The organism is Tsukamurella pseudospumae (genome assembly GCF_001575195.1).
Classification (GTDB): Bacteria; Actinomycetota; Actinomycetes; order Mycobacteriales; family Mycobacteriaceae; genus Tsukamurella; species Tsukamurella pseudospumae.
On sequence record NZ_LSRF01000017.1, the window covers coordinates 46,354 to 63,423 of the forward strand.

Here is a 17,070-nt window from a genome sequence, read left to right on the forward strand (position 1 = left end):
CGGGCCTGCCGCGGACGTGCCGTCAAAACGGCGCGCAGTGAGCTGATCCGAGGGAGATTCATGACTGTCGACGATTTCGTCACCGCGAACACGCGTGCGGCCAAGGGCCCGCGGAGCAACGACGCACTGGTCGACAGGTTGGCAGCGGGGGAGCAGTACGCCCTGACCTTCGGCGGACAGGGCGGCCCGTGGCTGCCCGGCCTCGTCTCCCTCCTGGAGCAGACCGGCCTCGCCGACGATCCCGAGTACCGCGACCTGTTCGACGGCTTCGTCGCGCGTGCGGACAGCGCGCTCGAGCCGGTCCGTGCGGAGTTGCTGCGCGCCCAGGCCCTGACCTTCGACCCGATGCGCTGGCGCGATGCGTCGATCGCCGCCTCCGAGGCCGAGACCCCCGACGAGGAGGGCGAGGAGTCCGCCCCGGCCGCGGCCGGTGCGCGCCGCGTCCTCGCGCCGCAGGTCGACGGTGCCGTCTTCTCCGTTCCCGGCGTGCTGTTCAGCCAGCTCGTGGCCCTGTACGGCCTCGAGGCCCAGGGCCTCGACCCGTGGGACGTGCCGCCCGTCGCCGTCATCGGCCACTCGCAGGGCCAGCTCGCCGTCTCGGCGTTCGCCTCGCGCGGCAACGAGGGCGACCTGCTCGCCATCGCGCGCCTGATCGGCGCCGCCGGCCGCGTGGTCGCGCGACGCCGGGGCCTCGTCGCCCTCGGCGGCGCCACCCCGATGATGTCCGTGGCCGGCGTCCGCCAGGACAAGCTCGAGGCCCTGCTCGCCGACTTCACCGCCACCGTCGCCTTCGACGCCTGCGGCCCCGTGCTCGCGGTGCGCAACAACCGCAACTCCTTCGTGCTCACGGGCACCCCCAAGCTGCTCGCGGGCTTCCGCGAGTTCTGCGAGTCCGTCGCCGAGACCGAGGAGGCGGACCGTAAGGAGAAGCTGACCGGCGGCGCGGCGTTCGCGCCGAAGTTCGAGGACGTCGCCGTCGACATCGGCTTCCACCACCCCGCGCTCGCCGAGGGCGTCGCGCTCGTCACCGAGTGGGCGCAGCGCTGCGGCCTCGACGCCGAGGTCGCCGGCCGCCTGGCCGCGGCCGTGCTCGTCGAGCAGGTCGACTGGGTCGCCGATGTCGAGGGTGCGATCGCCAAGGGCGCGCGCTGGCTGATCGACCTCGGCCCCGAGGACATCGCCACCAAGCTCTCGGCCGCCCCCGCACGCGGCCGCGGCGTGGGCCTCGTCCCCGCCACCACGCTCCGCGGCGCCCGCAACCTGTTCTCGCCCGGCGGCGTGCCCGAGCTTCCGCTCGCGTGGTCGGAGTTCTCGCCCCGCGTGGTCTCGCTGCCCGACGGCCGCACCGTGCTGTCCACCCGGTTCACCGAGCTCACCGGCCGCAGCCCGATCCTGCTCGCGGGCATGACCCCGACCACCGTCGATCCCGGCATCGTCGCTGCGGCCGCCAACGCCGGCCACTGGGCCGAGCTCGCCGGCGGCGGTCAGGTCACCGAGCCGATCTTCGCCGACAACGTCGAGAAGCTGACCGCGCTCCTCGAGCCGGGCCGTGCCGCCCAGTTCAACTCGCTGTTCCTCGACCCCTACCTGTGGAAGCTGCAGCTCGGCGGCAAGCGGATCGTGCAGAAGGCCCGCGCGGCCGGCGCCCCGCTCGACGGCGTGATCATCACCGCCGGCATCCCCGAGCTCGAGGAGGCCACGGCCCTCGTCGAGGAGCTCACCGACGTCGGCATGCGCCACGTCGCCTTCAAACCGGGCACCGTCGAGCAGATCCGCCAGGTGGCGCGCATCGCCGCCGAGGTCCCGCAGTACCCCGTCATCGTGCACGTCGAGGGCGGCAAGGCCGGCGGCCACCACTCCTGGGAGGACCTGGACGAGCTGCTGCTCGCCACCTACGCCGAGCTGCGCGACCGGAACAACGTGGTGCTCGCGGTCGGCGGCGGCATCGGCACGCCCGAGCTGGCGGCCGAGTACCTCTCCGGCGAGTGGTCGCGCAAGTACGGCGCCCCCGCCATGCCGGTCGACGGCATCCTGGTCGGCACCGCCGCGATGGCCACGCTCGAGGCCACCACCTCGGACGATGTGAAGCGTCTGCTCGCCGAGATCCCCGGCACCCCCGCGTGGATCGGCGCCGGACACGCCGGCGGCGGCATGGCCTCCGGCCGCAGCCAGCTGGGTGCGGACATCCACGAGATCGACAACACCGCGTCCGCGTGCGGTCGCCTGCTCGACGAGGTCGCCGGTGACGGCGAGGCCGTCGCCGAGCGCCGCGACGAGATCATCGCGGCGATGGCCGGCACCGCCAAGCCCTACTTCGGCGACGCCGACGCGATGACCTACGCGCAGTGGCTCGAGCGCTACCTCGAGCTGTCCGTGGGCACCCGCGAGCAGGTCGCCTCCGCCGACCCGAACGCCTTCGGCGACTACGGCTGGCTCGACATCACGCACCAGGACCGGTTCCTGTCGATGCTGCACCGCGCCGAGGCCCGCCTGGCCGACGAGGACCGCGGCCCCATCGAGACCGCCTTCGCCGACGTGACCGCCACCGACGACGCCTACGCCGCGCTCGAGCAGCTGCTGCAGCGCTACCCGGAGGCATCGTCGACCCGCCTGCACCCGGCCGACGTGCCCTACTTCGTCTCGCTCTGCCGCACCCCCGGCAAGCCGGTCAACTTCGTGCCCGTCGTCGACAAGGACGTCCGCCGCTGGTGGCGCTCCGATTCGCTGTGGCAGGCGCACTCGCCGCGGTACTCCGCTGACGAGGTGTGCATCATCCCCGGCCCCGAGGCCGTCGCCGGAATCACCCGTGTCGACGAGCCCGTGGGCGACCTGCTGAACCGGTTCGAGGCCGAGCTGGTGCGCCGCCGCATCGGTGAGGGCGCCGTCGCGCCGGCCGTCGCCGGCCGTCGCGTGGTGCCGGGCGTCGAGTCCGTGCCGCTGGCGCGGGCCCTCGCCGCCACCAACGTGCTCTGGGCCGGTCGTCTCGTGCACAGCCCGATCGCGCGGCTCGGCGCCGGCAGCACCTGGACCACCTCGGCCGACGGTGACTCCGCCTCGGCCGTGCAGTCGACGACCGGTGCGCGCATCGTCGTGACCGGGCCGAACGCCGTCGTGCTCCAGGTCCCGGTCTCGGGCACCGAGCTCGTCATACCGATCCAGGTGCCGGACAGCTGCGCCGACGGCGGCGTGCCCGTCATCGAGCTCGGCGAGGCCAGCGAGGCCATGTCGAAGCTGGTCGCCCTGGCTGCCGCAGGCGATCTGCCCGCCGTGTCCGACGGTGCCGCCGTCGTCGACTTCGAGTTCCGCGCCGAGGATGCCGCCGACCATGCGGCGATCACCGCGGACAGCCTCCCGGTCGGCCTCTCGGCGCTCTACGGCGACGAGCAGCTGGCCGTGCCGGACGCCTTCGTCGGCCTGTGCTGGCCCGCGTCCTTCGCCGTGGTCGGTGCCGCCACCACGGCCGAGGGCCGCCCCGTCGTCGAGGGCATGCTCGACCTGGTGCACCTCGATCACGCGATCGAGCTCGCCGGCAACCCGGCCCCCGGTGCCTACCGCGCCACGGCGCGTCTCGAGGACGTGACCGCCACCGACATCGGCACCGTGGTCACCGTCGGCATCGACGTCCGGACGCCGGGCGCGGACGCCCCCGCGGTGGTCATGACCGAGCGGTTCGCGATCCGCGGCCGCACCGGCTCCGCCGAGCTGGCCGACCCGCAGCCCGCGGGCGGAGCGCGCGGCGAGACCGCCACGGAGACGCCGCGCAAGCGCGTCCGCCAGGCGGTCGTGAACGCCCCGCAGGACATGAGCGGCTTCGCGGCCGTGTCCGGCGACCACAACCCGATCCACACCTCGCAGGTCGCGGCGAGCCTCGCCGGCCTGCCCGGCCCGATCGTGCACGGCATGTGGCTCTCGGCCGCCGCGCAGCAGGTGGCGTCCGCCTCCAACGGCGATGTGATGCACCGCAAGATCCGCGGCTGGACCACCCGCTTCCTGGGCATGGTCCTGCCGGGCGACGAGGTGCAGTTCACCGTCGAGCGCGTCGGCATCGACCGCGGCGGCGAGCTCCTCGAGGTCACCGCCCGCGTCGGCGACGACCTGGTGATGGCCGCCTCGGCCGTCGCGTTCCCCGCGGTCACCGCGTACGTCTTCCCCGGGCAGGGCATCCAGGGCAAGGGCATGGGCCTCGCCCAGCGCTCGCGCAGCAAGGCCGCCCGCGAGGTCTGGGACGCCGCTGACGCGCACACCCGCGAGCACCTCGGCTTCTCCATCCTCGCCGTGGTCCGCGACAACCCGCTGTCGATCCGCGCGAACGGCACCGTCTACAGCCACCCCGACGGTGTGCTGTACCTGACCGAGTTCACCCAGGTCGCGATGGCGACCGTGGCGTGCGCGCAGCTGGCCGAGCTCACCGAGATCGGTGCCCGCGTGGACGATCCGATCATCGCGGGTCACTCCGTCGGCGAGTACAACGCGCTGGCCTCGGCCGGCGTCCTGCCGCTCGGCACCATCCTCGAGACCGTCTTCCACCGCGGCCGCATCATGCAGCAGCTGGTGCCCCGCGACGAGCAGGGCCGCAGCCCGTACGCGATGGCGGCGCTGCGTCCCGAGCTGTTCGACGTCGACGACGCCGAGCTCACCAACTGGGTCGAGGGCAACCTCGAGGGCGCCGACGAGTTCGCCGAGATCGTCAACCTCAACCTCCGCGGCGCGCAGTACGTCGTGGTCGGCAACAGTGCCGGCCTGGCCGCGCTGGAGAAGGCGATCGCCGAGCGCACCGGCAGCCCGAAGGCCTTCCAGGTGGTGCCCGGCATCGACATCCCGTTCCACTCGTCGGTGCTGCGCGACGGCGTGCCCGAGTTCGCGGCGCGCCTGCAGGAGCTGGTGCCCGCCGAGTTCGACTACACCAAGCTGGTCGGCAAGTACCTGCCGAACCTCGTCGCACGCCCCTTCGAGCTGACGGCCGACTTCGCGCTGTCCATCCTCGACGTGGTGCCGAGCGAGCCGGTGCGCGAGCTCGTCGCCGACTGGGAGCGTGCCGCCGCGAGCCCGATGCAGACGGCCCGCACGCTGCTCATCGAGCTGCTGGCATGGCAGTTCGCGAGCCCCGTCCGGTGGATCGAGACGCAGGACCAGCTGCTCATCGACACCGATCACGGCGGCCTCGGCGTGGAGCGCTTCATCGAGGTGGGCCTCGCGTCCGCTCCGACGCTCGCGAACCTGGCCAGCCGCACGCTGGCCCTGGCCTCGTACCAGCGGGCCGCCGCGACCGTGCTCAACGCCGAGCGCGACGCGGCCAAGGTCTTCGCGACCGACGAGGACGCCCCGGAGGACGACGGTGCCGACGCGACCGAGGACGCCGCGCCCGCCGCGGCCCCCGTCGCCGCGGCGCCGACCGCGGCCCCCGTGGCGAGCGCACCGTCGGGCGGCCCCCGCCCGGCCGACCTCGGCTTCGACGCCGCGGACGCGACGCGCGCCATGATCGCGATCTGGACCAAGATGCGTCCGGACCAGCTGGAGAAGACCGACACCATCGAGACGCTGTGCGACGGCGTCAGCTCGCGCCGCAACCAGCTCCTGCTCGACCTGGGCAGCGAGCTCAACCTGGGCGCCATCGACGGCGCGGCGGAGGCCGACCTGCCGACCCTGGCCGGCACCGTCACCAAGCTGGCGCGCACCTACAAGCCGCTCGGCCCGGTGCTCTCGGAGACCGTCGGCAACCAGCTGCGCAAGCTGCTGGGTTCGACCGGCAAGCGCCCGAACTACATCACCGAGTACGTGACCGGCACCTGGGAGCTGGGCCCCGGCTGGGCGCAGCACACGGTGCTCGCGCTGGCCACCGGAACCCGGGAGGGCGCGTCCGTCCGCGGCGGCGACCTCGCGACGCTGCTCGACGGTGCCGTGTCCAACGCGGCCGCGCTCGACGCGCTGATCGACCGCGCGGTCGCCGAGGTCGGCGCCGCGCAGGGCGTGCCCGTGGGCAAGCCCTCCGCCGGCGGCGGGGGCGGCGGCGCCACCGTCGACGCGGCGGCGCTCGCCGAGTTCACCTCCGCGATCACCGGCCCCGACGGTGCCCTGGCGGCGTCGGCCCGCGTGCTCCTGAGCAAGCTGGGTCTCGAGGACGAGCAGGGCGGCCTGCCGTCGCTCGACGACGAGTCGGAGCGGCTCGCCGCGCTCATCGCCACCGAGCTCGGCGACGACTGGGCCAGTGCCGTCGCGCCGGCGTTCGACGCCAACAAGGCCGTCCTGCTGGACGACCGCTGGGCCAGCGCCCGCGAGGACCTGCTCCGCGTGTGGAACATGGATCCGTCGACCTTCCCGACCTACAGCAAGCACATCCTGGAGACCGCCAAGGGCGCCGGCAAGGCGCTCCTGGACCAGGCGCGCTGGTGGGAGCGCAAGGCCATCGAGGTCGGCCGCACGGAGCACGCCGCGGCCTACAAGTTCCTGGCGGAGCTCGCCGAGTCGACGCCGGAGCCCGGCATCTACGACGGCGAGGTCGCCGTGGTCACCGGCGCGTCCGCCGGATCGATCGCGGCAGCGGTCGCCGGACGTCTGCTCGCGGGCGGCGCCACCGTCATCGCGACGACGAGCCGGCTCGACGACAAGCGCCTGACCTTCTTCAAGGAGCTGTACCGCACGAGCGCCCGCACCGACGCGGCGCTGTGGGTGGTCCCGGCCAACATGTCGAGCTACGCCGACGTCGACGCCCTCGTCGAGTGGATCGGGGAGCGGCAGGCCGAGACGGTGGGCCCGTACACGGTGGTCCACAAGGAGGCGCTGAACCCGACGCTGCTGTTCCCGTTCGCGGCGCCCCGGGTGTCGGGCGACATGTCCGACGCCGGCCCCCGCGCCGAGCTCGAGATGAAGATCCTGCTGTGGTCGGTGGAGCGGCTGATCGCCGGTCTCGCCGCGATCGGCAAGGACGTCGACCTGGCGTCGCGGCTGCACGTGGTGCTGCCGGGCTCGCCGAACCGCGGCATGTTCGGCGGCGACGGTGCCTACGGCGAGGCGAAGGCCTCCCTGGACGCGCTCGTCACCCGCTGGAATGCGGAGAAGTCCTGGTCGGAGCGCGTCACGCTGGCCCACGCCATCATCGGCTGGGTCCGCGGCACGGGCCTCATGGGCGGCAACGACCCGCTCGTCGAGGCCGTCGAGGCCGCCGGCGTGCGCACCTGGTCCACCTTCGAGATGGCCGACAAGCTGCTGGCCAACGCCAGCCCCGAGGCGCGGGAGCGGGCCGCGACGGCCCCGCTGTTCGACGACCTGACGGGCGGCCTGGGCGGCGTCAACCTCGACATGAAGGCGCTCGCCGAGCAGGCCATGGAGGCCCGTCTGGCCGAGGCCGCGGAGTCCGAGGACGACGGTGCCATCGCCGCTCTGCCCGGTGCCCCGGTCGCGACGCTGGGCGATCCGAACTGGGGCGCGATCGACGCGCGTCCCGAGGACATGGTCGTCATCGTCGGCGCCGGCGAGGTCGGCCCGTACGGCAGCTCGCGCACTCGGTTCGAGATGGAGGTCGACGAGCGTCTCTCGGCGGCCGGCGTCGCGGAGCTGGCGTGGGTGACCGGCATGATCACCTGGGAGAACGACCCGGAGCCGGGTTGGTACGACGCCGAGTCGGGCGATCTGGTGCCCGAGGCCGAGCTGGCCGACAAGTACCACGACGCGGTCGTGGAGCGCTGCGGCATCCGCGAGTTCAGCGACGACGGCGACATCATCGACAAGACCGCGCCGCTGCTGGTGTCGGTGTTCCTGCCGGACGACATGTCCTTCGTGGTGGCGAACGAGGCCGAGGCCCGTGCGTTCGTCGACGCCGATCCGGAGAACACCCGCGCGGTGCCGATGGAGTCGGGGGAGTGGAACGTGACCCGCAAGGCGGGCACCGAGATCCGCGTGCCGCGCCGCACCAAGCTGCTGCGCAGCGTCGGCGGCCAGATCCCGGACGGTTTCGATCCCCAGCACTGGGGGATCTCCGCCGAGATGACGGAGTCCGTCGACCGGCTCGCGATCTGGAACCTGGTGGCCACCGTCGACGCCTTCATCTCCGCTGGCTTCGAGCCGGCCGAGCTGATGGAGTACGTGCACCCCTCGCACGTCGCCAACACGCAGGGCACGGGCATGGGCGGCATGAGCTCGATGCGCGACCTGTTCATCAACACCCTGCTCGGCGAGCCGAACCAGAACGACATCCTGCAGGAGGCTCTGCCGAACGTCGTCGCCGCGCACGTGGTGCAGAGCTACGTCGGCAGCTACGGCGCGATGATCCACCCGGTGGCGGCGTGCGCCACGGCGGCGGTCTCCGTCGAGGAGGGCGTCGACAAGATCAAGGTCGGCAAGGCCCTGTTCGCGGTGACCGGCGGCTTCGACGACCTGTCGATCGAGGGCATCACGGGCTTCGGCATGATGCAGGCCACCGCGGACAGCGAGAAGATGCTGGCCAAGGGCATCAGCCCGCGCCGCTTCTCCCGCGCGAACGACCGCCGTCGCGGCGGCTTCGTCGAGTCCAACGGCGGCGGCACGGTGCTGCTGGCCCGCGGCGACATCGCGGCGAAGATGGGCCTGCCCGTCCTCGGCGTGGTGGCGTGGGCGCAGAGCTTCGGCGACGGCGTGCACACCTCCATCCCGGCCCCCGGCATGGGCGCGCTGTCCGTGGCCGCCGGCGGCCCGGAGGCGCCGATCGCCCGCAGCCTGCGGCAGCTGGGCGTGTCCGCCGACGACGTCTCGATCATCAGCAAGCACGACACGTCGACCAACGCGAACGACCCGAACGAGGCGAACCTGCACGAGCGGATCGCCGACTCGATCGGCCGCAGCGAGGGCGCACCTCTGTTCGTGGTCTCGCAGAAGTCGCTGACGGGCCATGCGAAGGGCGGCGCCGCGGCGTTCCAGCTGATCGGCATGTGCCAGATGCTCACCGAGCAGGTGCTCCCGCCGAACCGCAGCCTGGACTGCGTCGACGACGAGATGCAGAAGTACCCGCACCTCGTCTGGCTGCGCGAGACGCACCGGTTCGACGACACCTTCCGCCCGAAGGCGGGCCTGCTCACCTCGCTCGGCTTCGGCCACGTGTCGGGGCTCATCGCGGTCGTGCACCGCGACGCGTTCCTGGCCTCGCTGGACGAGCAGGCGCGGGCGGAGTACCTGGCGACGGCGCGCGAGCGCGAGGTCGCGGGTCGGCGCGCGGTGCTGTCGGCGATGTGCGGCCGGTCCGACCTGTACCGCAAGCCCCCGGCGGGCCGACGGTTCGGCGCGGACGCCTCCTCGGAGGTCACGGACCGGAACGAGGCGGCGCTGCTGCTGGACGACAGTGAGCGTCTGGGCCCGGACGGCACGTACTGCGTCGACGGGTGCCGGTAGCGCAGTAGGCTTTCCGCCATGGCCGTGGTGGGGATCGGGATCGACGTGGTGCACGTGCCCGGGTTCGCGGAGCAACTCGCGCAACCCGGGACCACGATGCTCTCGTCCTTCAGCCCCTCGGAACGACGGGACGCCGCGGGTGACGTGCGTTCCCTGGCCGCCCGGTGGGCGGCCAAAGAAGCCGTGTTCAAGGCGTTCTCGTCGGGCTTCTACGCGCAGCGTCCCGCCGAGAAGGAGGTCGGGGCGCGAGAGGTGGAGGTCGTCTCGGACGCCTGGGGGCGTCCCGCGGTGCGGGTGCACGGGCGGATCGCCGCCGACCTCGGGGAGGGCGCGACGATCCACGTGTCACTCACCCACGACGGTGACACCGCGGCGGCGTTCGCGGTGATCGAGAGAACTTAAGAGCGGGACGGTCCCACCGAAGGCGGGGCCGCGTCACGCACCAGTTGAGCCGAAAGGGAACAAGCGAGTGTTCAGCCGAATCGCCATCGTGAACCGAGGTGAGGCCGCGATGCGCCTCATCCACGCGGTCCGCGACCTGGCCGCCGAGACCGGGCAGCAGATCGAGACCGTCGCCCTCTACACCGACGTCGACCGCACCGCGACCTTCGTCCGCGAGGCCGACATCGCGTACGACCTGGGGCCCGCAGCGGCACGCCCGTACCTGAACTACGAGCTGCTCGGCAAGGCCCTGCAGGAGACCGGCGCCGACGCGGCGTGGGTCGGCTGGGGCTTCGTCGCCGAGGATCCCGTCTTCGCGGAGAAGTGCGCCGAGGTCGGCGTGACCTTCGTCGGGCCCAGCCCCGACGCGATGCGCCAGCTGGGCGACAAGATCGGCGCGAAGCTCATCGCGGAGGAGGTCGGCGTCCCCGTCGCGCCGTGGAGCCGCGGCCCCGTCGAGACGCTCGAGGACGCCAAGGCCAAGGCCAAGGACATCGGCTACCCGCTCATGCTCAAGGCCACCGCCGGCGGCGGCGGTCGCGGCATCCGCATGGTCGCGTCCGACGCGGACCTCGAGGACGCCTACCTGCGCACCCGCGACGAGGCGGAGCGCGCTTTCGGCAGCGGCATCGTGTTCCTGGAGCGCCTGGTCACCGGCGCTCGGCACGTCGAGGTCCAGGTGATCTCCGACGGCGAGACCGCGTGGGCGCTCGGCGTGCGCGACTGTTCGGTGCAGCGCCGCAACCAGAAGGTCATCGAGGAGTCCGCCTCGCCGGTGCTCGGCCCCGAGCAGGTGCAGCGGCTCAAGGAGTCCGCCGAGCGGCTCGCGATCAAGGTCGGCTACCGCGGCGCCGCCACCGTCGAGTTCCTCTACCACCCGGGCGACGATCTGCTCGCCTTCCTCGAGGTGAACACCCGCCTGCAGGTGGAGCACCCGATCACCGAGGTCACCAACGACTTCGACCTGGTCCGCGCGCAGCTGCACGTCGCCTCGGGCGGCAAGCTCGACGGTGCGCGTCCGGTCGAGCGGGGGCACGCCATCGAGGCGCGCCTGAACGCAGAGGACCCGGACCGCGACTTCGCGCCCGCCCCCGGCCGCATCGCGCTGCTCGACCTGCCCGCCGGCCCCGGCATCCGCATCGACACCGGCGTCTCGCAGGGCGACACGATCCCCGCCGACTTCGACTCGATGATCGCCAAGGTCATCGCCTACGGCAGCGACCGCGACCAGGCCCTGGGCCGGCTGCGCCGCGCGATGAACGAGACCCGCGTCATCATCGAGGGCGGTGCCACCAACAAGAGCTTCGTGCTGGACCTGCTGGGCCAGCCCGAGGTGATCGACGGCAGCGCCGACACCGGCTGGATCGACCGGGTGCGGGGCGAGGGCCGCCTGGTGGCGGACCGGCACACGTCCGTCGCGCTGGCCTCGGCCGCGATCGACGCCTACGAGGACGAGGAGCGCACCGAGCTCACCCGCCTCCTGACCACCGCGTCGGGCGGCCGCCCGCAGGTGCAGCACGAGAGCGGCAACCCCCTCGACTTCAAGCTGCGCGGCGCGAGCTATCGCGTCCGGGTCGCCCGGATCGGCGCGCACACCTTCCGCCTCGTCATCGACACCGGCGCGGAGACCCGCACCGCCGACGTCGATCTCGAGCGGTTCGACTCGCACACCGGGCAGGCCGTCGTGAACGGCGTCCGGTACCGGCTCACCACCGGCACGCACGGCCCGGTCCACGTGGTCGACGTGGACGGGGTCACCCACCGCGTCAGCCGCGACGAGGGCGGCGTGGTCCGCTCGCCCGCGCCGGCGCTCGTGGTGGCCGTGCCGCTGGCCGTGGGCGACGAGGTCGAGGCCGGTGCCCCGCTCCTCGTGCTCGAGTCCATGAAGATGGAGACTGTGCTCCGCGCGCCGTTCTCGGCGCGGCTCAAGGAGTGCTCGGTCACCGTCGGCAGCCAGGTCGAGGCCGGCGCACCGCTGCTGCGTCTCGAGCCCCTCGGCGACGGTGACGAGGAGGACGCCGGTTCCGCGGCGGGCCCGATCGACCTGCCGGAGGAGCCCGCGAAGGTCGGCGCCGTCGAGCGTGCGGCCGAGGGACGCGAGGCGCTGCGCAGCCAGCTGCTGGGCTACGACGTCGACCCCGCTGACGAGAGCCGCCTGCTCGACGCGTACCTCATCGACCGCGTGGCCGCGGAGCTCGAGGGCGCCGCACCGGCGCCGGAGGAGCTGGCGCTGGCCGGCGTCTTCGCCGACCTGGCCGAGCTGGGCCTGCGCCGCTCGGTGGGCGGCGACGACGAGGTGCACAGCCCGCGCGAGCACTTCCACACGTACCTGCGCAGCCTCGACGCGGACCGCGCCGGCCTGCCCGACTCGTACCGCGCGAAGCTCGCGGCCGCGCTCGCCCACTACGGCGTCACCGAGCTCGACCGCACCCCCGAGCTCGAATCCGCGGTCTTCCGGATCTTCCTGGCGCAGCAGCGCCCGAAGGTCGGCGTCCGCGTGATCACCGCGTTGCTGCGCAAGTGGCTGCGCGAGCCGGCACCGTCGGCCGAGCAGAGCGCCGACGCGCGCGCCGTGCTCGAGCGACTCATGGACGCGACGCAGTCGCGCTACCCGGTCATCGCCGACCTGGCCCGCGGCGTGGTGTTCGCGTGGTTCGGCCAGCCGCTGCTGCTGGGCAACCGCGAGGGCGTCTACTCGGCGGTGCGTGCGCACCTGACGCATCTCGACCAGAACCCCACGGCCGCTGATCGTTCCGACCGGATCGCTGAGATGGTGCGCAGCACCGAGCCGCTGGTCCTGCTGCTGGGCGAGCGGCTGGCGGGGGATCACCCCACGGGCAACAGCGTGATGCTCGAGGTCCTGACCCGCCGCTACTACGGCAACAAGGGCCTGACCGAGGTCCGCACGCAGGAGGCCGCCGGTACGGAGTGGGTCGTCGCCGCGCGCGACGGTGCCCTGCTCGCGTCCGCCGCCGTGTCCTACGAGGGGCTGGGCGACGCGGTCGCCGGCCTGGCCACGGTGGCCGACGGCGCGGCGTCCGTGGACGCGGACATCTACCTGAGCTGGGAGCAGCAGCCCGACGACCAGGACGAGATGGTGGCCGCGTTCGACAGCGTGCTGTCGGCGCATCCGTTGCCGGCGCAGGTGCGTCGCGTGACGATCACCGTCGCGGGCAGTGGCGGCGCGGTCATGCACCACCACTTCACCTTCCGGGCGGGCACCAACGGTGTCACCGAGGACCGCCTGATCCGCGGCCTGCACCCGTACATCGCGCAGCGCATGCAGCTCGAGCGGCTGCGCCGCTTCGACCTGACGCGTCTCACCTCGTCGGACGACGAGGAGGTGTACCTGTACCGGGCTGTCGCCAAGGAGAATCCGGCCGACGACCGCCTGGTCGCGTTCGCCCAGGTCCGCGACCTGGCCGCGGTGCGCGACGACAAGGGTCGCCTGCTGGCCCTGCCGACGGCCGAGATCGCGCTCGCCACGTGCGTGGACTCGATCCGCCGGGCCCAGGCCGGGCGGCCCAGTGCCAAGCGGCTGCCCACCAACCGGATCGTCATGTACATCTGGCCGCCGGTGGGTCTCAGCGATGCCGAGCTCGAGGCGCTGGCCGGGCACATCGAGTCGACGTCGGTGGGCGCGGGCCTGGAGGAGGTGCTGCTCATCGGGCGTCGGCGGGACGAGTCGACGGGTGACCTGGTCAAGACCGAGGTGCGGGTGTCGTTCAGCCCGACCGGCCGTGCGGATCTGCACATCGGCGCCCCGGCCGAGGATGTCGCCGACGTCGTGGAGCCGATCGACGGCTACCGGCAGAAGGTTCTCCGCGCTGCGAGCCGCAACACCGCGTACCCGTACGAGCTCACCTCCGTGCTGGGCGATTTCGTCGAGTACGAGTTGGCCGAGGGCGACATCGCCGACGTGCTGGTCCCCACCGACCGGCCGAAGGGCCGCAACACGGCGGGCATCGTCGTGGGCGTGATCTCGACGGCCACCGATCTGCACCCCGAGGGCGTCAAGCGCGTTCTGCTGCTGGGCGATCCGACGAAGTCGCTGGGCGCGCTCGCCGAGGCGGAGTGCCGCCGGATCAGCGCGGCGATCGACCTCGCGCACCGCATGGAGCTGCCCGTCGAGTGGTACGCCCTGTCGGCCGGTGCGCGCATCTCCATGGACTCGGGCACCGAGAACATGGACTGGGTGGCCGCGGCGCTCAAGAAGATCGTCGAGTTCACGCAGCAGGGCGGCGAGATCAACATCGTCTCCGCCGGCATCAACGTGGGCGCGCAGCCGTACTGGAACGCCGAGGCCACGATGCTCATGCACACCAAGGGCGTGCTGATCATGACGCCGGAGTCGGCGATGGTGCTGACCGGCAAGCAGTCGCTGGACTTCTCCGGCGGCGTCTCGGCCGAGGACAACTTCGGCATCGGCGGCTACGACCGGATCATGGGCCCGAACGGCCAGGCGCAGTACTGGGCGGCGGATCTGACGGGCGCGCACAAGATCCTGATGGAGCACTACGCGCACACCTACATCGCCCCCGGTGAGCAGGCCCCGCGCCGCGCGTCCACCACGGACCCGGCCGAGCGCGACATCACCGTGTTCCCGCACGTGCTGGCGGACAGCGATTTCACGACCGTCGGCGACATCTTCTCCGCGGAGAAGAACCCGGATCGCAAGAAGCCATTCGACATCCGCACCGTGATGCGTGCGCTGTCGGACCAGGACCACGAGGTGCTCGAGCGCTGGGCCGGCATGGCCGACGCCGAGACGGCCGTCGTGCAGGACGTGCACATCGGCGGCATTCCGGTCTGCCTGCTGGGCATCGAGTCGAAGTCCGTGCCGCGCCTGGGCTTCCCGGCCACGGACGGCCCGGACACCTACACGGCCGGCACGCTGTTCCCGCAGTCGTCGAAGAAGGCGGCCCGCGCGATCAACGGCGCCAGCGACAACCGCCCGCTGGTGGTGCTCGCGAACCTGTCGGGCTTCGACGGCTCGCCCGAGTCGCTGCGCAAGCTGCAGCTGGAGTACGGCGCGGAGATCGGCCGGGCGATCGTCAACTTCTCCGGCCCGATCGTGTTCTGCGTGATCTCGCGTTACCACGGCGGCGCGTTCGTGGTGTTCTCGAAGCAGTTGAACCCGAACATGACCGTGCTGGCGATCGAGGGCTCGTTCGCCTCGGTGCTCGGCGGCGCCCCCGCCGCGGCGGTGGTGTTCTCCGGTGAGGTCAACGCCCGCACCGGTGGCGATGCCCGGGTCACGGAGCTCGAGGCGCAGGTCGCCGAGGCCTCCGGCACCGAGCGCGCCGCGCTGCTGGCCGAGCTCGACGAGGTGCGGGGCTCCGTCCGCGCCGAGAAGCTGGGCGAGGTCGCCTCTGAGTTCGACGGCGTGCACAGCATCCGTCGCGCCGTCGAGGTCGGCTCGGTCGACGAGATCATCGCCGCCGCCGACCTGCGTCCGAAGATCATCTCGGTGATCGAGGCCGCGCAGTAGGTTCTTCTGCGCACGAAGGGCACCGTCGGGATTCCCGACGGTGCCCTCCTGCGTTCCCGCACCTCCGCGGACCGCGAGCCTGCGGGGTGCCGTCCTGCGCGCCGCGTCTGCGCTGCCGTCGCGCCCGCGTCGGCGCTCCCGCAGTGGGTTCCCGCGGGAGTTTCCTCTTCGATCGAGGGTTGCAACCCGATGTTCGGTGAAGACTCCCCGCGGGAACGTTCGCCCCGACGAACGGAGCCGCGGCCCGCCGCACCGGGTACCCACCGCCGCATCCCGATTCGTGGCGAGAGGCCGCTCGAGATGTACAGCGCGCCTCGAGCAAGTGGCCCTACTTGGTAGGGACATGCAGAACTGTTACCGATGTCCCTGAGACATGACAGCGCGCACATCGCTCTCTCGGATCTTGACCGCTTCGGACACGCTGTCCGAACCGGACCGAATCCGAGTGTCGAGCGAACGGCCGTCCCCGCCTGCCCGCCGACGCTTCCGCGCTCGCGCCGCCGCGCAGCCCAGCCCGCCTCTCCCTGGCCTCCGCCCCGGCCACCAGCCCCGGCCCGGCACCCGTCGGAAACGACGAACGGCCGGGCCGCGCTGAGCGCGACCCGGCCGTCCCCGTCGAAGACCTACAGCGCGAGGTCGCGCCCGATGATCTCCTTCATGATCTCGGAGGAGCCGGCCCAGATACGGGTGACGCGGGCGTCCATCCACGCGCGGGCGGCGCGGTACTCGCGCATGTAGCCGTAGCCGCCGTGCATCTGGACGCAGGAGTCCAGCACCTTGTTCTGGATCTCGGCGGAGACGTATTTGACCTTCGCGGCGTCCACGGCGGTCAGGCGGCCCTCGGCGTGCGCCACGACGGCCTGGTCCACGTAGGCCTGGACCATCTCGATCTGGGTCACCAGGTCGGCCAGCAGGAACTTGTTGTGCTGGAACGAGCCGATGGACTGGCCGAAGGCCTTGCGCTCGCGCGCGTACTCGAGCGTCTCGGCGAGGATCTGCTTGGCGTGCGCCACGTTGCCCACGGCGGAGCCGATGCGCTCCTGCGGCAGCTTCTCCATCATGTGCACGAAGCCGCGGTCCACCTCGCCGATGAGGGCGCTGGCGGGCACCCGCAGGTCGGAGTAGAACAGCTCGGCGGTGTCGGCCTCGGGCTGGCCCACCTTGTCGAGCTTGCGGCCGCGCTCGAAGCCGGGCAGCGAGCAGTCCACGGCGAACAGCGAGATACCGCGCGCCTTCGCGTCGGGGTTCGTCTTGGCGGCGATCACCGCGACGTCACAGGTGTAGCCGTTGGTGATGAAGGTCTTGGAGCCGTTGAGGATCCAGTCGTCGCCGCTGCGCACGGCGGTCGACTTGATGGCCGCGAGATCGGAGCCGGCGGAGGGCTCGGTCATGCCGATGGCGGCCACCGCCTCGCCCGAGGCGATCGCGGGCAGCCACTGCTGCTTCGCCTCGTCGGTGCCCAGCCGCACGATGTACGGCGTGGTGATGTCGAAGTCGATGCCCACCGAGCTGGCGAAGGCCATCGACACCGCCGCGAGCTCCTCCTGCGCCACCGCGTTGAAGCGGTAATCGCCGGCCTCACCGCCGCCGTAGGACTCGGGGATCTCGAGGCCCAGAACGCCCTGCTCTCCGAGGCCGCGCCACACGTCCCGGGCGATCAGCTTGTCGTCGATGTACTGCTCGGCGTGCGGCAGCACCTGCTTCTGCAGGTAGTCGCGGACGGCGGAGCCGAATTGCAGGTGGTCGTCGGTGTAGACGGTGCGTTCCAAGGCTGGAGTCCT

General features: G+C 72.3%; 4 protein-coding genes. 3 read left to right on the forward strand and 1 reads right to left on the reverse strand.

The window, feature by feature from the left end:
* Window positions 1-60 precede the first annotated feature (60 nt).
* The 3 genes from AXK60_RS09555 (at window position 61) to AXK60_RS09565 (ending at window position 15,289) form a co-directional block, all read left to right on the forward strand.
* Window positions 61-9,357, forward strand: coding sequence for a type I polyketide synthase (locus AXK60_RS09555; protein ID WP_068570916.1), 9,297 nt, complete (start codon window positions 61-63; stop codon window positions 9,355-9,357).
* A gap of 18 nt (window positions 9,358-9,375) precedes the next feature.
* Window positions 9,376-9,759 (forward strand): holo-ACP synthase AcpS, encoded by a 384-nt coding sequence (acpS, locus tag AXK60_RS09560; protein WP_068570917.1) that lies wholly within the window; start codon window positions 9,376-9,378, stop codon window positions 9,757-9,759.
* Window positions 9,760-9,826: 67 nt separating this feature from the next.
* The gene (locus AXK60_RS09565) at window positions 9,827-15,289 is read left to right on the forward strand and encodes an ATP-binding protein (protein ID WP_068570918.1); all 5,463 of its coding nucleotides are present in this window, start codon (window positions 9,827-9,829) and stop codon (window positions 15,287-15,289) included.
* Between the two features lie 623 nt (window positions 15,290-15,912).
* Here AXK60_RS09565 and AXK60_RS09570 read toward each other — a convergent pair.
* Window positions 15,913-17,058: an acyl-CoA dehydrogenase family protein gene (locus tag AXK60_RS09570; RefSeq protein ID WP_068570919.1), complete on the reverse strand. Its 1,146-nt coding sequence runs from the start codon at window positions 17,056-17,058 to the stop codon at window positions 15,913-15,915.
* Window positions 17,059-17,070: the final 12 nt, after the last annotated feature.

Coding starts and splice junctions, on each gene's coding strand:
- acpS (WP_068570917.1), top strand. CDS start 9,376: ATGGCCGTGGTGGGGATCGGGATCGACGTGGTGCACGTGCCCGGGTTC.
- AXK60_RS09555 (WP_068570916.1), top strand. CDS start 61: ATGACTGTCGACGATTTCGTCACCGCGAACACGCGTGCGGCCAAGGGC.